General features: G+C 67.8%; 21 protein-coding genes and 1 pseudogene. 13 read left to right on the top strand and 9 right to left on the bottom strand.

The features are described 5' to 3' along the window. Positions 1 to 11: 11 nt before the first annotated feature. Genes H1R19_RS19780 through H1R19_RS19760 form a run of 5 tightly spaced genes read left to right on the top strand, consistent with a single transcriptional unit; the run spans position 12 to position 5,327 of the window. Entirely contained in the window at positions 12 to 1,043 is a 1,032-nt protein-coding gene (locus tag H1R19_RS19780) for an MCE family protein (protein WP_219849895.1), read from the top strand. Further along, the gene (locus H1R19_RS19775; RefSeq protein ID WP_244970771.1) at positions 1,040 to 2,146 is read left to right on the top strand and encodes an MCE family protein; all 1,107 of its coding nucleotides are present in this window, start codon (positions 1,040 to 1,042) and stop codon (positions 2,144 to 2,146) included. The genes H1R19_RS19780 and H1R19_RS19775 overlap by 4 nt, the downstream gene beginning before the upstream one ends. Next, positions 2,143 to 3,261, top strand: coding sequence for an MlaD family protein (locus H1R19_RS19770; protein WP_219849894.1), 1,119 nt, complete (start codon positions 2,143 to 2,145; stop codon positions 3,259 to 3,261). Before H1R19_RS19775 ends, H1R19_RS19770 begins: the two co-directional genes overlap by 4 nt. Further along, complete coding sequence (locus H1R19_RS19765; RefSeq protein ID WP_219849893.1) at positions 3,258 to 4,517, top strand: MlaD family protein; 1,260 nt, start codon at positions 3,258 to 3,260, stop codon at positions 4,515 to 4,517. Before H1R19_RS19770 ends, H1R19_RS19765 begins: the two co-directional genes overlap by 4 nt. 30 nt (positions 4,518 to 4,547) lie before the next feature. Beyond that, on the top strand, positions 4,548 to 5,327 hold the full coding sequence (locus H1R19_RS19760; protein WP_188331294.1) for a tetratricopeptide repeat protein: 780 nt from the start codon (positions 4,548 to 4,550) through the stop codon (positions 5,325 to 5,327). A gap of 77 nt (positions 5,328 to 5,404) precedes the next feature. Here H1R19_RS19760 and H1R19_RS19755 read toward each other — a convergent pair whose 3' ends face one another. After that, positions 5,405 to 5,722, bottom strand: a complete 318-nt coding sequence (locus tag H1R19_RS19755; protein WP_188331432.1) for a hypothetical protein — start codon at positions 5,720 to 5,722, stop codon at positions 5,405 to 5,407. A 131-nt stretch (positions 5,723 to 5,853) separates the two neighbouring features. Here H1R19_RS19755 and H1R19_RS19750 point away from each other — a divergent pair, with 131 nt between their 5' ends. The 8 genes and pseudogenes from H1R19_RS19750 to H1R19_RS19715 all read left to right on the top strand — a co-directional run bounded on the left by H1R19_RS19750 (position 5,854) and on the right by H1R19_RS19715 (position 12,357). After that, positions 5,854 to 6,984, top strand: coding sequence for an ADP-ribosylglycohydrolase family protein (locus tag H1R19_RS19750; RefSeq protein ID WP_219849892.1), 1,131 nt, complete (start codon positions 5,854 to 5,856; stop codon positions 6,982 to 6,984). A 152-nt stretch (positions 6,985 to 7,136) separates the two neighbouring features. Further along, complete coding sequence (locus H1R19_RS19745) at positions 7,137 to 8,426, top strand: MFS transporter (RefSeq protein WP_244970770.1); 1,290 nt, start codon at positions 7,137 to 7,139, stop codon at positions 8,424 to 8,426. Positions 8,427 to 8,510: 84 nt separating this feature from the next. After that, on the top strand, positions 8,511 to 9,359 hold the full coding sequence (locus tag H1R19_RS19740) for an MFS transporter (RefSeq protein WP_219849890.1): 849 nt from the start codon (positions 8,511 to 8,513) through the stop codon (positions 9,357 to 9,359). A gap of 24 nt (positions 9,360 to 9,383) precedes the next feature. Beyond that, a pseudogene (locus H1R19_RS19735) lies at positions 9,384 to 9,848 on the top strand (pyrimidine utilization protein A); the annotation flags it as partial. Continuing rightward, the gene (locus H1R19_RS19730) at positions 9,845 to 10,795 is read left to right on the top strand and encodes a carbon-nitrogen hydrolase family protein (protein WP_219849889.1); all 951 of its coding nucleotides are present in this window, start codon (positions 9,845 to 9,847) and stop codon (positions 10,793 to 10,795) included. The pseudogene H1R19_RS19735 and the gene H1R19_RS19730, both read left to right, overlap by 4 nt. Further along, complete coding sequence (locus H1R19_RS23475) at positions 10,792 to 11,292, top strand: MFS transporter (protein ID WP_372632276.1); 501 nt, start codon at positions 10,792 to 10,794, stop codon at positions 11,290 to 11,292. The genes H1R19_RS19730 and H1R19_RS23475 overlap by 4 nt, the downstream gene beginning before the upstream one ends. Before the next feature lie 31 nt (positions 11,293 to 11,323). Beyond that, positions 11,324 to 12,028, top strand: a complete 705-nt coding sequence (locus tag H1R19_RS19720; protein ID WP_188331289.1) for an isochorismatase family protein — start codon at positions 11,324 to 11,326, stop codon at positions 12,026 to 12,028. Then, positions 12,025 to 12,357, top strand: coding sequence for a hypothetical protein (locus tag H1R19_RS19715; RefSeq protein ID WP_219849888.1), 333 nt, complete (start codon positions 12,025 to 12,027; stop codon positions 12,355 to 12,357). The genes H1R19_RS19720 and H1R19_RS19715 overlap by 4 nt, the downstream gene beginning before the upstream one ends. Here H1R19_RS19715 and H1R19_RS19710 read toward each other — a convergent pair. From H1R19_RS19710 to H1R19_RS19675, 8 genes are all read right to left on the bottom strand, one after another. Then, positions 12,318 to 13,718, bottom strand: a complete 1,401-nt coding sequence (locus H1R19_RS19710; protein ID WP_219849887.1) for an amidohydrolase family protein — start codon at positions 13,716 to 13,718, stop codon at positions 12,318 to 12,320. The genes H1R19_RS19715 and H1R19_RS19710 overlap by 40 nt on opposite strands. Next, positions 13,715 to 14,356, bottom strand: coding sequence for a pyridoxine/pyridoxamine 5'-phosphate oxidase (locus tag H1R19_RS19705; RefSeq protein ID WP_219849886.1), 642 nt, complete (start codon positions 14,354 to 14,356; stop codon positions 13,715 to 13,717). The genes H1R19_RS19710 and H1R19_RS19705 overlap by 4 nt, the downstream gene beginning before the upstream one ends. After that, complete coding sequence (locus tag H1R19_RS19700) at positions 14,353 to 15,141, bottom strand: creatininase family protein (protein WP_244970769.1); 789 nt, start codon at positions 15,139 to 15,141, stop codon at positions 14,353 to 14,355. Before H1R19_RS19700 ends, H1R19_RS19705 begins: the two co-directional genes overlap by 4 nt. After that, positions 15,138 to 16,469, bottom strand: coding sequence for an FAD-binding oxidoreductase (locus H1R19_RS19695; RefSeq protein ID WP_219849884.1), 1,332 nt, complete (start codon positions 16,467 to 16,469; stop codon positions 15,138 to 15,140). The genes H1R19_RS19700 and H1R19_RS19695 overlap by 4 nt, the downstream gene beginning before the upstream one ends. Further along, on the bottom strand, positions 16,466 to 17,644 hold the full coding sequence (locus tag H1R19_RS19690) for a substrate-binding domain-containing protein (protein WP_188331283.1): 1,179 nt from the start codon (positions 17,642 to 17,644) through the stop codon (positions 16,466 to 16,468). Before H1R19_RS19690 ends, H1R19_RS19695 begins: the two co-directional genes overlap by 4 nt. 104 nt (positions 17,645 to 17,748) lie before the next feature. After that, on the bottom strand, positions 17,749 to 18,654 hold the full coding sequence (locus H1R19_RS19685) for an ABC transporter permease (protein ID WP_219849883.1): 906 nt from the start codon (positions 18,652 to 18,654) through the stop codon (positions 17,749 to 17,751). Beyond that, entirely contained in the window at positions 18,651 to 19,421 is a 771-nt protein-coding gene (locus H1R19_RS19680) for an ABC transporter ATP-binding protein (protein ID WP_219849882.1), read from the bottom strand. The genes H1R19_RS19685 and H1R19_RS19680 overlap by 4 nt, the downstream gene beginning before the upstream one ends. Beyond that, the gene (locus H1R19_RS19675; protein ID WP_219849881.1) at positions 19,421 to 20,725 is read right to left on the bottom strand and encodes an amidohydrolase family protein; all 1,305 of its coding nucleotides are present in this window, start codon (positions 20,723 to 20,725) and stop codon (positions 19,421 to 19,423) included. Before H1R19_RS19675 ends, H1R19_RS19680 begins: the two co-directional genes overlap by 1 nt. Between the last annotated feature and the right edge of the window lie 206 nt (positions 20,726 to 20,931).

Genomic DNA, 20,931 nt, shown 5'->3' with positions numbered 1-20,931 from the left:
GGAACCGCCGCATGACCGAACGATCGCACCGGAAGCCGATCGCCGAATGGAACTCGCTCTACCTCGGGCTCGGGGGCGTAGGCGTACTCATCCTCGTCGTCGCGCTCGTCGTCGGGATCAGTGCGATCGACGTCGGCCGGAAGAACATCGAGGCCGAGTTCGCGCAGGCAGGGGAGATCCGGAACGGCGATCAGGTGACCCTCGCCGGCGTGCCGGTGGGTGAGGTCAAGGGTTCGCGCCTCGACGGCGACCGGGTCGTCATCTCGATGAACATCGACCGCGGAGTGCGTCTCGGCAACGACACCAAGGCTGCGATCAAACTGACCACGATCCTCGGGTCGCGGTACATCGCGATCACCCCGGAGGGGTCGGGATCGCTGGCCGGCGATCGGATTCCGCTGCGCAACACCCAGGTTCCCTACGACCTGCAGGAGACGATCGAGGATGCGACCACCAACTTCGAGCAGGTCGACGCAGGCGGTCTCGCCGATGCCATGACCACGTTGTCGACGCAGCTCGAGGGGGCGCCGGCCGTGGTCCCGGAGGCCATCTCCACCGCACACACCCTGTCGGAGATCATCGCGACCCGGCGCACCCAGTTGGGCGAACTGATCACCGGCGCCGAACGCGTCACCACGGTCATCCGGAATCAGGAGAGCAACATCGGATCGTTGATGGTGCAGGGTCGGAACCTGATGGTCGAGTTGACCCGCCGCCGGGACGCCGTCACCGGGATGTTCACTGCCACCACTGCTCTCGTCGCACAGTTGCACCGCATCACCGTCGTCAACCGTCCGGCGCTTGATGCGCTCATCGAGGACCTGAACGGGATGCTCGGTGCGCTCGCCCGCCACGACGACCTGCTTCGCAACACCCTGCAGGCTCTGCCGCTCCCGGTACGCAACTTCACCAACGCGACCGGATCCGGCAACTATGTCGACTTCACCGGACCCGCAGGATTTCTCATCGACTCGTGGATGTGCGCGCTGAGTGGTCGAGCCGAACAAGTCGGACGCGCAACGTATTTCGAGGATTGCCGATGAGACGACCACGTATGCGGACCCTGGTGGTGGTGACGGCTGTCGCTGTCGCGGTCGCGGCCACGGTCGCCGCGCTCTGGAACCCGTCGGCCGGCTCACACCGGATCGTGGCCCAGTTCGACAGCGCCGCAGGCCTGTACGAGGGCAACAAGGTCGCGGTCCTGGGCATCACGATCGGCCACATCTCCGACATCAGCCCCCGCGGCACGGTCGTCGACGTCACCATGGAGGTCGACGAGGACGTGGCACTGCCGCTCGAGGTGAAGGCGGTGGCGGTGTCGTCCTCGATACTGACCGACCGGCACGTCGAACTCACCCCCGCCTACTCCGGTGGGCCGAAACTGTCGGCCGATGCGTTCCTGCCCCTCGACCGCACCCGGACCCCGATCGAATTCGACCGCCTGCTCACGATGACCGACAACCTGGCCGGTCAGCTCGGCGGCGACGGCAAGGGTGGGGGACCGATCGCCGACATGCTGACAGTGACCTCGGAGTCCCTGGACGGCAACGGTCCGGCGCTGCGCGACGCACTCGGGCAGTTGTCGAAGGCCCTGCGCACCGGTGCCGATCCGAGCGCCACCCGCGAGGCGATCGTCAGACTCGTGGACAACCTCGACGTCCTCACCGAAGCCGCGGCGAACAACGACAAGACGATCCGCGAGTTCGGCGGAAGCCTCCGTGCAATGAGCCAGGTCATCGCCGATCAGCGACTGGGCCAGGGCAACACCGGCGCGAAACTCAACGAGATCCTCGCCAAGACCTCGGAACTGCTCGAGGAGAACCGGATTCCGCTGCGGAACGCGGCGCGCGACACGACCACCGTCACCCGGACGCTCTCCGACTATCAGCGCGAGCTGTCAGAGTTCCTGAACCTGACACCGATGCTGATGAACAACGCGTACAACGCGATCGACCAGCCGAACGGCACCATCCGGGTGCACACCTTCGCCGACCGGATCCTCTTCGACCAGCAGGTCCTCAAAGAGGTCTGCAACTTGGCGAACCTGAAGGACCTCGGGTGCAACACCGGCAAGCCGCAGGATTTCGGGCCGGACTTCGGGGTGACGGCCATGCTGGCGGCGATGGCGGGGGTCGGGCAGAAATGAACGCGGTGAGGCGAATTCGTTCGACGGTGGCCGCCGCCACCGTGTTCCTGATGTGTTGTGTGCTCACCGGGTGTTCGGTGGGTCTGGGACAGATCCCGCTTCCGGCGCCAGGTACCAGCGGAGACGGCTTCACGTTGACGGCGCAGTTCGACAACGCGCTGAACCTCCCGGCGAAGGCGAAGGTTCGCCTCCTGGGCGCGGACGTGGGATTCGTGGAGTCCATGGAGGTGGACAACTACCTCGCCGATGTCGGCATGCGGATCGCCGACGGTACCCGTCTACCGGACGGGACCCGGGCCGAACTGCGTTCGGCCACACCGCTGGGTGATGTGTTCGTCGCGCTCGAGCCGCCCGCCGAACCGGAGACGGGCGCCGCCCTGCTCGATGACGGCGACGTCATCCCGGCCGACCGCACGTCGGCCGGCGCGACGGTCGAGGAAGTGCTGTCGACGGCCGCGATGCTGGTCAACGGCGGCGCGATTCGCAGTCTGACCGACATCGTCAACGGCCTCGGCGAATCGCTCGGCGACGACGGGCAGCAGCTCGGAGCGCTCGTCCGGCAGTCGACGGTGCTGGTCTCCTCGCTGTCGGAGCGCACCGGCGAGATCGAGGCCGTCCTCGGCGCGGCCAGTCGGTTGGCGTCGACGGTGTCGGCGCGGCAGCAGACCATCGACTCGGCCCTCGAGGCCGCCGGACCCGCGCTGTGGACGGTGGCGAACAACACGCAGTCGATCCTGGCGACCGTCGAACAGGTCGACCGGGTCATCCGGCAACTCGGCGCGTTCCCCTCGGTGAAGGGGACCGCCGCCGGCGGGATGATGGACGACATCAACCGGATCGCCGCGTCGCTGAACGCCGCGGCCACGGCACCCGGGGCCAGCCTCGACGCGGTCAACCGCCTCCTCGGTCCGATCGTCAAACTGACCAACGCGACTTCGGGGCACACGGATGTCGCGATCTCCCAGTTCGCAATCGGCGCCTTCGACGATCCGAATCATCGCGGTGACCCGGGGTCGCGCCTCCCGGATGTTCGTGACTGGGAGCAGTTCGTCGGATCGCTGTCGCTCACATTGATGCGATTGCGGCAGCACGTCGAGCCGGGGGCTCCGCGATGAGCGCGCGCCCCGGCTTCGTCGAGACCGGAGCACGCGGCATCGTCGCCGCGGTGGACTGGGGCCGCCGTCGTCGAAACTGGTTGTCGGTGCTGGGTCTCCTGACGATTCTTGTCGTCGGTGTCGCATACCTGATGCTCGACACCCTGCAGCGTGATCCGACCGCGTCGCACATCCGCGTCGAGGTCGAACTCGCGCAATCCGGTGGCCTGCTGCCGAATCAGGACGTGACGCTGCGCGGCGTGCCGGTCGGCCGCGTCGACGCCGTGCGCATCGACGACGACGGGGTGCACGTGGTCGCCACCATCGACGCAGGAATCAAGATCCCGGCCGACGGGGAGGTCCGGGTGTCGAGTCTGTCGCCGGCCGGCGAACAGTTCCTCGACTTCCGGCCGTCCACCGATTCGGCACCGTTCATCACCGACGGGACGGTCGTGGAGGAGAAGCGCACCACCACCCCGGTGCCGATGGCCACGCTGCTGGAGAACATGGATCCTGCTCTCGCACAGATCGACACCGACCAGCTGACGCTCATCATGGACGAGCTCGGCACCGGCGAGGAAGGCGCGCAGAAGCTGCGCGACATCGTGCGAGGAGGAACGTTCCTCGTGTCGACGCTGGATTCGGTGCTGCCACAGACCGTCAATGTCATCCGCACCAGCAAGGTCGTGCTCACCACACTCGCGGACACGGCTCCCGGTCTGCGGGCGACCGCGGGCAACCTCCGATCCTCGCTCGCCGGTGTGGGTTCCATGGACGCGGGCTTCCGCCAGATGCTCGATCAGACGCCGGCCACACTGCGCGACGTCGATCAGCTGTTCACCGACAACTCGCCGACGATGGTCCAGTTGCTGGGCAACCTCGTCACGGTGTCGCAGATGGCGTACCTGCGCGTCCCGGCACTGCGGGAGTTCTTCTTCCCGACGCAGCGCTCCGGGTCGGCACTGGACGCGATCAGCACAGCTTTCCGCGACGGCGGCCTGTGGGGCAGTGTCGACGTCTTCCCGCGCGTCCCATGCGATTACGACCTTCCGCGATCGGCGCCGTCACGACCGGACTTCCCGGAGCCATTCCTCAACACGCACTGCAAGAACACCGAACTCCTTCCGCGCGGCGCGGGTGCGGCGCCACGACCGCCGGGAGACGACACGAACCTGCCGAGACCCGGCAGCGATCCCCACGCCCGAACCGACCCGACTCCGCGTGGGCCGCAGACCATTCCGACACCGTTCGGCGGTCCGGACATCCACTTCAACTAGACCATCCGTATCCGACCGAGAGGTGAGACCGTGAGCACTGCCACGACGAACAAGACGACCGGCACCAAGACGCCACGGGGCAAGGACGTCGTGAAGAAGTCTCCCGTGGGCGGGGGCGGGTCCCGACGATCCCGTGAAGAATCGGCGGTCGACGACGTCTCGACCGGGACTGCCGCGCAGACCACCGAGATCGAGGTCGGCGACGCCGAGGCGTCGGACGCACCACAGACCACGGCGAACGAGTCCACGGCGAACGAGACCACGGCGAACGAGACCACGGCGAAGAAGGCCACGCCGCGTCGACGTCCCGTGATACGTGCGGGGCGACTGGCCGGTCTGTTGAACCCTCGCCGGATCGTCGCGGTCCTCGCGATCGTCGCCCTGCTCGCCGGTGGGGGTTACGCGGGTTGGACGCTCTACGAAAACCATGCGATCAACCAGGCCGAGCAGCAGGCCGTGGCCACCGCCAAGGACTACGCCGTCACGCTGACCAGCATCGACTCCGCCAGCATCGACCAGAACTTCACCGAGGTGCTCGGCGGTGCGACCGGGGAGTTCAAGGACATGTACTCACGATCGAGTAGTCAGCTGAAGCAGATGCTCGTCGACAACAAGGCCACCAGCAAGGGCGTCGTCATCGACGCCGGGGTGAAGTCGGCGACGACCCAGCGGGTGGTGGTCATGCTGTTCGTCGATCAGTCGATCACCAACACCGCGAGCCCGGAACCGCGCGTCGACCGAAGCCGTGTGTTGATGACCATGGAGAACGTCGACGGCCGTTGGCTGGCGAGCAAGGTGGACCTGCCGTAGGCGCGTGACGCCCGTCGGCTGTGCCGGAGGAACGCGCCGGTGCCGCCTCGGCGATCGCCGAGACAGACCGGGGTGGCTCAGCAACGGGACACCGGCGGATCGCCGGCGGGCCGCAACGCCCACGAGGGCACCCAGTGCGTGACCTTCTCCTGCCGGTCCTTGGCGGTGATCGTGTAGGTCACCTTGCCGAACCAGGCCCCCCACTCGTCCCGGCCCCACTCGGTGAGCACGCCGAGGTGCACGGACCTGATCTGCAGGCCGTCGGGGTGATACTCGCCGGTGAAGTGGGGTGCGTTGGGGTAGAGGGCGCCCAGATCGATGAGCACCGCCTTGTGGCCGACCCGCACGAACGCCGGTCGGTGTGGTTGGCCGTTGTCGCCGCCAATCCACTGCATACCCACCCGGACATTTTCGCACGGATGTTCGACTGGTGTCACCTCGCGTCGACCAGGGCCGTCCACCGGGCGAATCTCGGCCGCGCGTGTGAACATGGGTGGAACGCCGTGGGAAGTGCAGGGGGCCGACGATGGATCAGTATGTGGGATGTCTGCTCGGGGGTGCGGTGGGCGACGCGCTCGGCGGGTCGGTCGAGTTCTTGTCGCGCGATGGCATCGTCGAGCGGTTCGGGGAGCCGGGCATCACCTCGTACGCGGAGGCGTACGGCGGGCTGGGCACCATCACCGACGACACCCAGATGACCCTGTTCACCGCGGAGGGCCTGCTCAGAGCATGGGTTCGTGACTGTGCGGGAGGCGTCTCCTGTTACGCCGCCATGACCGCGCGGGCATATCTGCGGTGGTTCATCACGCAGGGCGGGCACCCGCGGCACGGCGTGCTCCCGATGAGCGAGCGATCGAGCTGGCTGATGAGCCACCGGGAACTGCACAGCCGGCGTGCCCCCGGCAACACGTGCCTCGACGCTCTACGCAGGACCATGCGGCCGGGCGAACCCGCGTCGAACGACAGCAAGGGGTGCGGCGGGGTAATGCGTGTCGCCCCGGTCGGGTTGTTCGCGGCGCGCGCGGACTGGTCGCCGGCCGGCACCTTCGATCTCGGTGCCGCTCTCGCGGGGCTGACCCACGGGCACCCGTCCGGATCACTCAGCGCAGGCGTTCTCGCGGTTCTGATCCGGGACCTCGTGACCGGCGCGACGCTCGACGAGGCCCTGGCCGAGGCGAAGGCCGTCCTGCGCGTGCGGCCCGACCACGAGGAGACCCTTGCCGCGATCGAGTCGGCGGAAGCGCTCGCCGCGTCGGACTGTTCGCACCGAGAGGCCATCGCGCGACTCGGCGAAGGGTGGGTGGGTGAGGAAGCCCTGGCGATCTCGATCTACTGCGCACTCGTCGCACGGGACTTCGAGGACGGGGTGGTGATCGCGGTCAATCACGACGGCGACTCCGACTCCACCGGAGCGATCACCGGCAATCTCCTCGGTGCCCGCGACGGCGTCGGTGTGATTCCCGATCGTTGGCTCGAGCCGCTCGAACTCCGGGACGTCATCGTCGAGATGGCAGGCGATCTCCACGATTTCCTCGACTGGGAGATCGACGATCCCGACGCCACCACCGAAGCGTCGACCGCCGGGATCACGAGCGTGCGAGAGATGACGCCGCCTCGGGTGGCGGAGAAATATTCGGGGCTCCGCCCGGTGGGCTGAGCCACGCACGACCGGCGGGGTCGGCGCCGTCGGAACCATCACGGCAGGTCAGCGACCCGGCATCCGGTTGCAGAGGTGCGCAATACGGCCGCCACGACCAGGTTGCCCTCCGGTTACAGCCATCGGATTGAGTACGGCGTATGCGAACCCCCATGCGTCCTGATCCCGGAATCCGTTTGCTCTCCGGGGCATCCGGGGTCGGGTTCATCCTCGCGATCTGCGGCTCCAATGCGATGACGCCGTTGCTGCCCGGCTACATGGACACACACGGGTTCGGGCCCGCGGCGGCGTCGGTGCTGTTCGCCACGTACTTCGCCGCACTGATCCTCATCCTGCTGATCTCGGCCCGAGGTCCCCTCATCCGTCACAGCCGAAAGGTCCTGCCCATCGCCTTTCTCGCGGCGATCGTCGGCGATCTCCTCCAGATCGTGGGCGCCTCAGTGGAGTGGCTCCTCTTCCCGGGGCGGTTTCTCACCGGCGCCTCGGTGGCACTGAGTACCGGGGCCGCCGCGGCGATCATGGTCGCTGCGCGCGGCGAGCGCGGCCGGTCGTTCATCGCGTCGGGCTCACTCATCGGTGCCGGCACCGGGCTCGTCGCCGCGATCGCGATCGCGGTGTTCCTGCCCTGGCAGCTGATCACGGTGTACGCGATCCATGCCGTGGCCATGACGATCTGTCTCGGGTTCCTGTTCGCGGGACTGCGGGCGGCACCTGATCTCCTCAGGCCCGAACTCACTGCGCCCGCGAGTGATCCGCTGCCGGTCGACGACGCCATGACTCCGGCACCCTCGTCTGCGCTCACCGGTGACCTCGACGTGGCGGTCACCACCCCGCGCAAGCGTGATCCCGGCGCCTATCTCATCGGCGCGCTGGCGTGGGCGATCGGTGCGCTCGCGGTGGGGGCGATGCCCAACGCGATCCTGGCGACCGGCGCGAGCGATTCGCTCCTCGTCGCGCAGTGCGTGGGCGGCGCGTGTCTGCTGGTGTCGATGTCCGCGAGCCTCGCCGGGGTCGGCGTGCGGATGGTCACGACCCTGCCGACCGTCGGGGCCCTGCTGGTCGTCGGCTGGTCGATCGCGGTGGTGGGTCTGGTGCTCGGCCGGCTCGAGGTGATCCTGTTGGGCACGGTCATCGGCGGCATCGGACAGGCCGGTGGTTACCGAGTGGCCTTGGCCTACATCACCGTCGGACTCTCCGCGCTCGAGCAGGGCCGTGTGGCGGCACTGTTCTCCGCGTTCGCCTACAGCGGTGCGGGCGTGATGGTGGTGCTCGACGGTATCGCCGGACAGGCCGCCGGGACGGTCGGCGGGGCCATTGCGATCGGCGTGGTCTATGCGATCGTGGCCGTGATCGCGATCGGGCTGGTGGTGCGTCGGGGACGCACGGCCAGCCCACCGGCGACAGCGGTATCGGACCGGCATGAGGTCGGCTCGGCGATCTGAGAACGCGCGATCTGAGAACAACGGTCGGCGCAGGTCAGGAGTCGATGCTGCGAAAAGCCCGCGGCAGTGCCTACGTTGGAGGTCATGACCTCTCGCACCCGACCATCACCGGCACAGGCATCGTCCGTGGGCATCTCGCGACCGATCGCCTGGCTCGTCGTGGCTCTCGCAGTGGCGCAGGTCGTCGCACCGGTCGTCCCGTTCTCCGGGGTCGGTGCCTCGCCCAACGAGTCGACGACCGACCTCCTCATCACCCCGGAGGGTTACACCTTCTCGATCTGGAGCGTCATCTATCTCCTGTCGATCGTGTTCGCGCTCGCGGTGGTGTGGAAGGGCACGGTGGTGTGGAAGGGCACGCTGGGGTGGAAGAGCGGAGGCACCGGCGACGGGCGCCGGCTGCTGGTCGACCTCGGCATCGCCTTCGCGGGCGCCGCGGTGTGGATTCTGGTGTCCGCCGCGGAGTGGACGTGGGTCACCCCGATCGTGCTGACGGTCATGACCGTCGTGCTGATCGACGCCGCCCGTATCGCCGCGGGGCCCGCCGACGATTCGGCACCCGCCTGGCTGACCAACCTCACCCGCATCCTCGTCGGCATCTATGCCGCCTGGGCGACTGCCGCGGTCTTCCAGAACTGGGCGGCAGCCATCGGTGCCGACCTCGCCGATCCGCAGTCCCTCGGCTGGCAGCTGGCCATCCTGCTGGCGTGTGCGGTCTTCGGTCTGGCGGTCACCGCCGCGTTCGGGTCCGTGTTGATCGCATACCCGCTGACCCTGATCTGGGCGTTCCTCGGGATCTTCGCGACGGCGCAGGGTGAAACGCCCGCCGTCGTCGCCGTGGCGGTCGGAACAATCGTCGCGCTCGTGGTCACCACGGTGACGATCACGTTTCTCCGGAGCCGGACTCGGCCCGATCGGCCGATCGCCACGGCCTAGGCGCGCCGACCCCGTTCTCGGCTCATTCTCGGTTCGGGCGTCAACACCCCACTGGCCCTGCAGGACGCCACCTCGAACCTCGTTGCGGCCGTCAGGGAGTCCGGGCGTGACGTGGGCGCGATGGCACTGTTCATGATCATCGCCGACGAGACCGACGACGCCGCAATGGCGAAGTGGCACGACTACCACGACAACGCCGACCTCGCCGCGCTCGGGTACATGGCCGACGAGTCCGCCGCCGACGCCGGCGCCGACGACGGTTCGACCGCCAAGACGATCTCGCTGCCCGAGGGGGCGGTGAACTTCAACATGGGCACCCTGGTCGGCTCCTACGAGACGGTTGCGAAGATGCTCGATCAGGTGGCCGAACTCGAAGGGGTCAAGGGCATCATGCTCACCTTCGACGACTTCGTCACCGGCGTGGAGGACTTCGGCACCCGAATCCAGCCGTTGCTGAAGTGCCGCGGAGCCACCTCGGCCGCAGCGTGACAGCCCGGACACTCGACGTCGCCGTCGTTCAGATCGGAGAGCTCACCGAGGACATCGCGGACAACCTGTCCCGTCTTGTCGCAGCGGTCGACTCAGCCGCAACCGGAGGCGGGTCGGAAAGCGGTGGGGCAGAGGGAGGGAGAGCAGGGTCGGCGCCCGACCTCGTGGTCCTGCCCGAACTGATCACCACGCCCTACTTCTGCACCAGTCACGACACCGACCGGACGTCGTGGGCTCAGACAATCCCCGGTGACGCGACCGCACGACTGGGCGCGCTCGCACGGGAACGCCGCTGCGCCATCGCGTTCGGCACCTACGAGCGGACCGCCGACGGGACGACACACAACTCCGTCGTCCTGATCGACTCCGCCGGTGAGATCGTCGACTGGCGGACACCCGGCGGCGGGCACATGCCCGCCTACCGCAAGCTGTCGCTACCGGCGAGCAAGGTCAGTGGTGTCGACATCGACGAGAAGTACCATTTCGCGCCCGGGCCGTCACCGGCGACGGCGGAGTTGCACGGCATCCGCATCGGTTGCGTCATCTGCTACGACCGCACATTCCCCGAGTACTGGGCGGTGGCACGCGCGCTCGGTGCCGAGGTCATGCTGGCCGTGGTGTCCTCCCTCGGCTCCCGCGAAGATCTCTTTCTGGCCGAACTGCAGACGCGCGCACTGGAATCGCAGACATGGGTCATTGCCGCGAACCGCGCGGGCCCGGAGACGCTGAACGGCGCGACCGTCGACTACTTCGGACTGTCGTGCGTCATCGCGCCCGACGGTGAGATCGTGGCCCGGGCACCCGCACATCGTTCGGGAGAGACCCTGCGCGTCACCATCGACCTCGACCGCGTCGCGCAGGTACGGGCGGCGTTGCCGTTGCGGCGTGACCGCCGCGCGGACGTGGTCTCGTTGTTCGCCGACCTCACCGCCGGTATCTGTCGGTGACACAGCACTATTCATCACAGCGGCATCCACACCACCCGCAACCACCACACCGGCATCCGCATCCGTGGCGGGTCTTCGCCGCCACCAGTGTCGGTGTGATCGCGGTGTTCGTCGCCATGAGCGGACTGACCGTGGCATTGCCGACCCTCAGTCGCGAGCTGGATGCGACGCCCGCGCAGTCGACGTGGATCCTGTTGGGCTACATGGTGGTCACCACCGCGCTGATCCTGGTGTTCGGGCGGCTCGCCGACATCATCGGCCGACGTCCGCTGTATCTGTCGGGCCTGACGGTGTTCACGCTGGCCACCGCGCTCTGTGTGGTCAGTCCTACGCCGGATCGCCGGCTCTGTTCGACGGCGCGGAACTGGCCCGGTTCGTCGGCAACCTGCAGATCGCGGGCATGGTGCTCGCGATACTCTCGGCGGTGGGAATCGCTGTCTGCCTGGCATTTCCGCGCCGGTCGATGCCCGTCGCGGAACAATCCGGTGTGCCGGTGACCGCCGGGCACGAGTCGATGAAGGAGTCCGCATGACAGACACCGCCGGTTCACCGGAGACGGTGGGAGCGCCGGACCGCGCCGAGCAGGCTGCCGACTACGCCCGGGCCGGTTTCGGGCAGGAACTGCAGCCCGGGGAGCGTCCCGCTCTCGTCCTCGTCGATCCCGCGCGCGCGTACATCGACGAGGACTGCGCGCTGTACGCCGGTGTCGAGCAGAACGTCGAGGCGATGAGGATCCTGCTGGCCTCGGCCCGCGCGGCCGGAATCCCGGTCGTGGTGACCGAGGTCCGGTTGCGCGCCGATGGCGCCGACGCGGGGGTCTTCTTCCGCAAGTCCGGGGCGTTGGTCGCCTTCTGCGAGGGCAGTCCGTTCGGTGAGTTGATCGAGGGCCTCGAACCCCGGGGCGAGGAACTGCTGGTCACCAAGAAGTATGCGAGCGCGTTCTTCGGGACGAGCCTGAACTCGTACCTCAACTCGCTCCGGATCGATACGGTGTTCCTGGCGGGGTTGTCGACCAGCGGGTGTATCCGTGCGACCGCGCTCGACACCATGCAGCACGGCTTCGTCCCGATCGTCGTCGAAGAGGCTGTGGGAGATCGCGATCCGGCAATCCACCAGGCCAACCTGTTCGACATCCAACAGAAGATGGCCGAGGTCTGGTCCCTGGCGCGGACCCAGGAGTACCTCGGAGCACTGAGCCGGAGACCACCGAACCCAGGAGGGACACGTTCATGATCACCACCGTTGTCGCCGGGAATCCCAAACCCGGTTCACGCACTCTCGACGCGGCGACGAAGCTGGTCGAGTCCTTGACCGGTGCGGCAGCCGATCACATCGTCGACGTGATCGAGCTCGGGCCGGGCCTGCTCGGGTGGGGTGACGAGAAGATCGACGCCGCAGTGGAGACCGTCCGGTCGCCGGACCTGTTGCTGAAGCCGGTGCTCGTCGAACTCGGCGCCGTGTGCCCGCTGCCCGGCCTGTACCTGATCGATTCCACCTACACCACCGACACCCGCATCGCCGACTACACCGATCGGTGGGCGTCGGCGTTGCGCCGGGTGTGATCGGCGGGATGGATGCCGCACTGTGCGGCGGAGGTGATCATCCGTTCGGTGAGTTCGTGGTCGGCGCGCTCCCGGACGGGATCGGTGAGGTCGCGGTCCCACACCGGCGATCCGCCGACGATGACGGTGCGCAGGTTGCGTAGACCGCACGCCAGCACATAGGTGGCCACGGGATCCCAGATGGGGCCGAGATGCGGCGAGCGTGGGTCGACCACCAGCAGGTCCGCGAACTTGCCCACTTCCAGGGACCCCACCCGATCGGCGACCCCGATGGCCGACGCCGATCCGATCGTGTGCAGCGCAAGCACATCCGAGGGTGTGAGCAGAGCCGGATCGCTGTGCTTGCCACGCTGCAGGAACAGGCCGGTGCGCATGTTCTCGAACGGATCGGAGACATCGGTACAGGACTGGTCGTCGACGCCCATGCCGACGGTGATCGAATCCCGCAGCAGGCGAGGCACATCGGCGATCCCCGAACCCAACCGGCCGTTGGACATCGGTTGCCACACCACCGCCGACCCGGTCTCGCGCACCCGCGCCACCATCTCCTCGGTCGGGTGGACGAAATGCCCGAAGGCGAACCCGGGGCCCAGCACGCCTGCGGCGTCGTACCAGTCGAACTTGGCCTGCTGGATCTCGATCTGTTCGGCGGTCTCCACGAAATGCGCCTGGTTGGTGATCCCGTACCGGTCCATCAGGGCGCGTTCACGTTCGGCGGTTGCCGGCGACGACGACCACTGCACCGCACCGTAGACCGAGCCACCGAGATTGCGGTCCGGGTGCACGGTCTCGAGGTGCGCCATCACCGCGTCGAATCCGGCGAAGGCATCTGTCTCGTCGAGTTGTTCGTCGTCGAGCCGCACACTGGTGACGAACCGGATGCCCGATGCGTCGAGTCCGTCGACCTGCGCGGTGACGAACTCGGCGGGATGGACACGGGCCGCCTTGAGGACCGATTGTTCGTAGTCGAACTGGGAGATGACGCGCGACTGGGTGAAGTTGTACACCGAGGTGATCCCGGACGCGAGATGGTCGAGACCGCCGGCCAAGGTCATCCAGTAGATGTCGTCGATCTCGGCGCCGAGGAGCATCCGGCCGTTGAGGCTGACCCATTCGTAGAGCGGGCTGTTCGGGGCGACGCCGCGCATGCCGCCGGTGTAGATGTGGCTGTGCGCGGACACGAAACCGGGTGCGAGGAAACAACCGTCGAGATCGTGATGGGGTAGCGGGGCGTCGGCGGGCGGTGCACCCTCGCCCATGCCGGAGATCCGGCCGTCCTCGTCGACCGACAGCCAGCCCCAGAACCAGGGCACCTCGCCGGTCACCGGCAGGATCAGCGCGTTGTGATAAGTACCGGTCATCCGGGTAGTACCTCCGGGTTCCATTCTTGTGGGTTCCATTCTTCCGGATTCCGTTCATCTCCGTTGCGGGCAAAGCGGATTCGCTGCGATGGGCCGTCGGGGTCACCACGCCAGAAGGTGACCTCCTGCAGATCGACGGCGAATCCAGTCCACGTCTCCGGTGGGGTCAGATCCGCGTGGGTGTCATCGAACTCGGCCCACCGGCGCCTGCGCTCGTCCGGTGGTCGCGACGCCAGGTCGTCGTCGTTCAGCCACGCCAGCAGCTGTAGGTAGCGGTTCCGGCGTGAAAAGACCTGCCGTAACTCGCCATCGGGAGCGCGGCGGACGTCCCCGTGGGCGACGACCTGCCGGCCCTGTTCGGGCCACGCGACCGCGATCGAGGCGCGCGGGGTGTCGGCCAGTTCGGCGACCTTCGAGGACCGCGAGTCGGTGTGGAAGTAGATCGAGGTGTCGTCGGCCTCGCTGAGGAGGACGTGCCGGACCCGCGGATATCCGTCGCGCCCACAGGTCGCCAGCGCCATGAGCGGGCGAGGGGCGTCGGGTGCGGGGAGCCACATGTTCAGCAGCACCATCGGGTCGATGGAGAGCTGATCCTCGGCCGCGCAATCGGTTCCGAAGTGTGTTCCGCTGGTGATCATCGGGGGCCGACCAGGCCGGGGTCGAAGCCGGCGATCTCGGGAAGTGCGGCGACCAGGGCGTCGACGCGCTCGTCGAAGAGCTTCGCACCGGTGTCGGCGTCGGCCCCGGTGGGGTCGCCGATCACGCCGGATTCGACGAAGTCGGTGGAGAGCCAACCGAATTTGACCTGCTTGGTGAATCCGATGTGGGTGGCGTCGGCGACCGCATCGGCCACGGCAGGCACCGCTTTGTCCATGTGCACCAGGTCGGGACGAAGATGCAACATCATCGACGTCTCGGCCCAGCCCGCATGAATCCCGAGACCGCGCTCGGTGGGGCCGGGTTGCCCCGGACCCGAGGTGAAGAATGTCTGCAGGTCGAACCGTCGGCGCAGTTCTCGTGCCGCGACCTCGATCAGGGCCGAGTTGCCGCCGTGCGCGTTGACGAACAGCAGACGCCGCGCCGGGGTCTGCGCGATCGACGCGCCGATGTCGACGATGGTCTCGAACAGCGTCGAGGCGCGTAGCCAGATCGTTCCCGGAAGCCGGGCATGTTCGTCGGACTTCGTGTAGCCGAGAGCCGGTAACAACCAGACATCCTCTCCGGCAGCGGCTCCGCGTTCGACGACCGCGGCCGCGACCGCCTCGGCCACGATGAGGTCGGTGGCGAGCGGCAGGTGTGGGCCATGCGGTTCGATGGCGCCGCTCGGCAGCACCAGGATCGAATCCCGCGACAGCGCGGTCTCGATCTGTTTGGTGGTGAGCTCGGCGTATCGCCGGGTCCCACTCGCCTCTGCTTCGGTCACATCCACCTTCCTGGGTTGAGCAGTCCCTTGGGGTCGGTCCGGCGGGCCAGTGCCCGGACGCGGTCGGCGTCGAGGTCGACGTACCACTGATGTGGGGAATGCACTCCGACGCCGAGGCTTTCGAGCGCGGCGACTCCGTCGATCACCTGCTGGGGCCCGGTGAAGATCCCGTTGAGCATCCCGAACATCATCTGGTGGCCGACCTCGAGGTGCAGCATGCCGCCGTCGTAGACGGCTTCGACCTCGTCGAGGCGGCTGACCAGTGCGTTGCCGCGGACCTCCATGTGAAACCACTTGTCGGGCTGTGCCTTCTGCAACCACCACGTCGGGTGGTTGTAGGACAGCGTCGACAGTTTCACGGTCTCGGCGATACCCTCCCGGACCGCCTCGATGCGACCGCCGCCGGCGACGAGCAGATCGGTGGCCTCCTCGAGTGCCCGGGCGTCGATGATGCCGCGCACGCTCGCCCGTCCGCGGACCAGGGCGGGGTCGTCGGGTAGGGCGTCGACGATCACCGGCCCGTCCGCCGACAGCAGCCGCGGCCCTGGTTCGATCGTCGACACCCGGAACGCGGCGTCGAAGGCCTCGCGGTGGGAACCGAAACTGGCGTAGACGCAACGCCACTGCTGTAACGGTTCGACGCGCACCGAGGCGCTCACGATGATTCCGGCGACCCCGTAGGTGTGCACGAACGGTTGCGCGTCGTCACCCTCGAGATGAACGAGCTCGGCGTCGTCGGTCGCGTACACCACGTCGAGGGCATCGACGAAACCCTCGTGGTTGCGGCCGTGCACGATCGTCCCGGTGCCGGCCGAGCCGCCACCGAGGAAGCCGCCCAGCGTCGACTGCACGGTCGACGGATACATCCAGAGCTGGCTGCCCCGGGCCCAGGCGGCCTGCTCCAGATTGATCATCCGCGCCCCGGCCGCAGCGGTGATGAATCGTTCGGTGGTGCTGTGTATCTCGGTCAGGGAGGTCATGTCGAGGACGAGCCCGCCGAACCGGGGGATCACCTGCCCGTAGTTCCCGGTGCCCTTTCCCCGGGTGGTGATCGGGACGCCGCGGGCCACCGCCGCGCGGACGATGGCAGGCACCACATCGGCTGTCCGCGGATAACACACGAGATCCGGCGTCCCGAGGTCCTGCGCGGACAGGATGGGACTCATACCCGAGCCGTCCCGCCCCGCGCGCTCGAGGGCGCGGGGCAGGGACGTGATGCCGCGCGGTCCGACGATCGCGAGCAGGTCGTCGAACAGCGCGTCCACGTCGCCGGGGCCGAAGTCGGGTCGCCCGTCGTCGGTGCTGACCGCGACCACCGGCGCGGTCATGACGGCAGGCCCACCGAGGTGTCGATGAAGCGGTTGGTGGTGACCGAATCCGGTGTCAGACCGGCTGCGGCGGGGGTGCCCTGCTTGGCGAAGATCGGTCCGGTCACGTCGATGACCCGCTGGACACGAGCGGTGTCGAAGTCGCCGACGGCACCGTCGGGGCCGTTGCTCACGAGCTTCAGGTCGGCCATGGTCTGGCGGCCGTAGTCGGCGTTGCGCTGGGAGTAGACCCAGCCGGTGTCGTACTGCTCGACCGCTTCGAGGATGACCTTGTCGGCATCCTCCGGCGAGTTCATGTAATCGACGACGCCGCGCTGCAGCACGGGCACGAGCTGTTCGAGGCAGGCGGCGTTGTCCTCCAACGCGTCTGCGCGCACCGACATCGCCGACTTGTAGGTGGGGAAGCCGACCTCGTGCACCAGCTGGTATTCGACCGGCTTCTTCCAGCCCTCGACCTCCTCCTGGTAGACCTGCGGTTCGGAGCTGGCATAACCCTGCTGGGCTGTCTTGCCGCCGTCGGAGACGAAGTTGGCCGGCGTGCCGTCGTAGCTGCCGTCGACCTGCTCGGGGGAGAGGACTCCGGCTCCGGTCAGGTAGTCCATGTAGGTGGCCCCCTCGAAGTAGAGGACCCGCGCGTTGGTGGGTTTGAGGTCGCCGATGCCCTTCGCCTGCGGGTAGGTCGCCGGATCCCACATGATCATCTGCGGACTGATGTCGAGCGGCGCCATCACCCCGATCGTCGGGTTGGCCTCCGAATTCTGGATCGCCTGATCGGTGTCGACGTAGCCGAGCAGGATCTCGGGGTCGGAGTACATCTGCGAGGTCACCGACTGGAAGCCGATGGCCGGACCGCCCGCCCGGATCTCGATGTCGACGCCGGTGTACTCGCCACGGTCGAACAGCGGACCGACGACACGCTTGTCTCCCGCGCTGATCGACGGGTCCGGGCCGAGCAGCTGGTAGAGGTGGCCGTGCTCGGCCTCGGGATTCCAGTCGGTCTGGACGATGACTTTCTCGGGACAGTTCGCGCTGAGGTCGACCGGCCCGACGGCACCGGTGTACCCGGAGGATTCGGTGGCATCACCGGAGCCGCAGGCCGCGGTGAATGCGAGGGCCGCGGCCAGGACGGCGATCCCGGTGGTCTTGGACAGGCGACGCCAGGTGGGTGTGCTCATGGGACTTCCTCTTCGGTGGCAGGGATGTGAGAGACGGGGTCGGACGGCGGTCATGGAAGTACGGCGGTCAAGGAAGTACAGCGGTCAAGGAGGGGATGGGAGGATCAAGGCTGGTACCAGCGGCCGACGACACGATTGCCGAGCCAGCCGAACAGCCAGAACACGACGACGCCGAGCAGGGACGCGAGCACGATCGAGGCGAACAGTTCTTCGGCCTGCAGCCGTGACCGGTAGTTGTCGATCAGGATGCCGATGCCGGGACTGCCCTGCTTGAAGAAGAAGTCACCGACGATCGCACCGACGACCGACAGTCCCGCCGAGATCCGCAGTCCGGCGAAGATGGCGGGCATCGCGGCCGGGAACTCGAGTTTGCGCAGGACGGTGAGCCGGCTGGGATGGCGCAGTGCGAACAGATCCCGCATCTGCCGGTCGACGGACCGGAACCCGAACAGCGTGTTGGACACGATCGGGAACAGGGAGATGAGCACGCAGACGAAAACCCGTGCACTGAAGCCGAACCCGAACCAGAAGCCGACCAGCGGGACGAGGGCCAGGATCGGGATGCACTGGAGTATCACGGCATAAGGGAACAGGGCGTTCTCCATCAGCCGCGACTGCGACATGATGACGGCCCACACGATGCCGATGACCGCGGCGATCGCCAGACCCGTCAGTGCGACCGTGGCCGTGCGGCTGAGTGCTTCCCACATGGCCTGCGCGGCCGGGCCGAAGAGTCCCTCGGTGACCACCTTGTGCGGCGGCGGCATCAGGAACCGGCGGCCGGGGTCGAGGAATGCGTAGCTGACCAGGTACCAGAGTCCGATCACGACAGCCAGCACGACGAGCGGGGCGATCACCCCGCTCACCTTCCTGCGCGGCCGTTTGCGGCCCTGCGACGTCGTCGCGACGGTCATCTCGGTGGTCGACTTGTCATCGACCGGGTCGGTGGACTTCTCGGTGCGCATGGGGGCCTCGGTGTTCGGGGTGGCCCCGGTGTTCGGGGTGGTCATGAATGTGCCTCCCGCAGTGCGCGTGAGATGCGACCGGCGATGGCACCGAACTCCGGCTCGAAACGCAGGTCCGGTGAGCGTGGGAAATCGAACGGGATCTCGAACTCGTCGACGATGGTCCCCGGGCGCCCCGACATGACCAGCACGCGGGTGGACAGGAATGCGGCCTCGGCGACCGAGTGCGTGATGAACAGGCCCGCAAAACCCTTGGCGGCGAACAACTCGGTGAGGTCGGTGCCCAGGCGTTCACGGGTGAGTTCGTCGAGTGCGGCGAACGGTTCGTCGAACAGGAACAGGTCGGGGTCGAGGGTCAGCGACCGGGCGAGGGAGACCCGCATCCGCATGCCGCCCGACAGCATGTGGGGCAGATGCTCCTCGAATCCGTTGAGTCCGACCGTGTCCAGGGCGGCCCGGACACGCTCGCGGCGATCGCCGCGCGGCATGCCGTCGAGCTCGCCGAGGAGCGCCACGTTGTCGGCGACGGATCGCCACGGTAGGAGGGTGGCGTCCTGGAACACATAGCCGATGCGTTCGGCGCCGCTCTGCATATAGCCGCCGGTGACCGTCTCCAGACCCGACGACAACCGCAGCAGCGTCGACTTTCCGCAGCCGGAAGGACCGACCACACTGACGAACTCGCCTTCGCGGACGGTCAGGCTGACATCGCGGAGCGCGTCGGTGCCGTCGGGATAGGTGAGGTCTACGTGTTCGAAACCGACGAGCGGATGACCGAGTGCCGGGCGCGCGGTCGTTGTTGATGAGCTCATCATCTCTCCATCTCGACAAGGGTTGGGGCGGTGAGGTTCTGGATGCCCCGCGTGATCGCGAGATCCTCCGGGGTGGCCGTCCACGTCGTGGTCTCGGTTCGGGAGACCGGTGTCCCGTTCACGATGACGACCCGATCGGCCGGAGCAGACGCGATCACCTCGACGAGGTCGGTCCCGCGCACCGCGAGGAGATCCGCGCGGGCCCCGACAACCGGGCCTGCGGGCTCGCAACCCAGTACCGCACGCGCATTGTCGGTGACGAGTTGCATTGCGGTGTCGGGTGATTGATGTGCCGCGGTGACCAGAAGCGACACGGTCTCCAGCGGGTCGGCTCGGCCGACGGGGTTGAACGGGTCGCGGATGTTGTCGGCACCGCCTGCGACGAGGACCCCGTGGTCGCGCAACACCTCGATGGGGGTGATGCCGCGGCGTCCGGCGGACGGGCCGGTCCGGCCCTGGAGATACAGGTTGGTGACCGGCAGCGCGATGACCGACACCGACGCCCGTGCCAGGGCTTTCGCCACACGCTCGAGGTCGTCGGGTGGAAGGGTGTCCAACCGGCAGCAATGGCCCGCGGTGCGGATGCGATCGGCCGGCCAGTCGGCGACACGGTCGGCGTAGGCCTCGATGGTCAGGTGGTCACCGTCGAGGAACTCGTCGGCGTGAAGGTCGACGCCGATCTGACGGGCCTCCGCGAGATCGAGCAGGCGGGTGAGTTCGGCGAGAGGGTCGTCGGCGACGTGCGGGGCACCGCCGAGGAGGTCGGCCCCGGCGTCGAGCGCTGCCTCGATGTGTGCCGTGGGAGTGAGTGGATTGGGGAGCACGACCACCTGGATCGACATCAGGCCGCGGAGGGAGTCGCGGACGTCGACGAGTGCCCGCACGGCACGAAGGGGATCCTCGTGCGGCAGGACGTCGGCGTGCGTCCGGACCGCGGTGGTCCCGTTGCGCAGCATGGCCGAGGTGGCCGCGAGTGCGCGGCGGCGGAACGAGTCCTCCTCGAATCGGAGGCTGCCGGCCCGCCACGAGGCGATCGCGGCGGTGAGGTCGCCCGGGGGGGATTTGATCTCGGGCCAGGACAGGGCCTTGTCGAGGTGGGCGTGGGGTTCGGCCGCGGCCGCGGTGAGGACGAACCCGTTCAGGTCGAGCCAGCCGTCGGGATGGAGCGTCGCCGCCGTGGCGGGTGACACGGCGGCCACGCGTCGCACGCCGTCGGGGTCGTGGGACAACTCGATGTCGACGACCGTGCCGTCGGGTAGCGCGCCGGTGATGCCCGGCACCGCGACTGGTTGAGCGGCCTGCATCGGTGATCCCCCGTACGAACGTGAAACCCCTTGCGGGGCTGGACGGATGCGCGCCGTCGCGCCGGTCTGCGTGTCTGTGGTCCCGCTGTGGCTGGGCGGCGGGAGTGGGATACTTCGGGTACTTGTTGACCACGTCAACATCTCCGAATATAGGAATGCGCTGTTGCCGCGACGTTAACCAGAGCTGCAGGCGTGTAACCAAAATG

This window comes from Gordonia jinghuaiqii, from assembly GCF_014041935.1.
Classification (GTDB): Bacteria; Actinomycetota; Actinomycetes; order Mycobacteriales; family Mycobacteriaceae; genus Gordonia; species Gordonia jinghuaiqii.
This window is presented reverse-complemented; position numbering and strand designations above follow the sequence as displayed.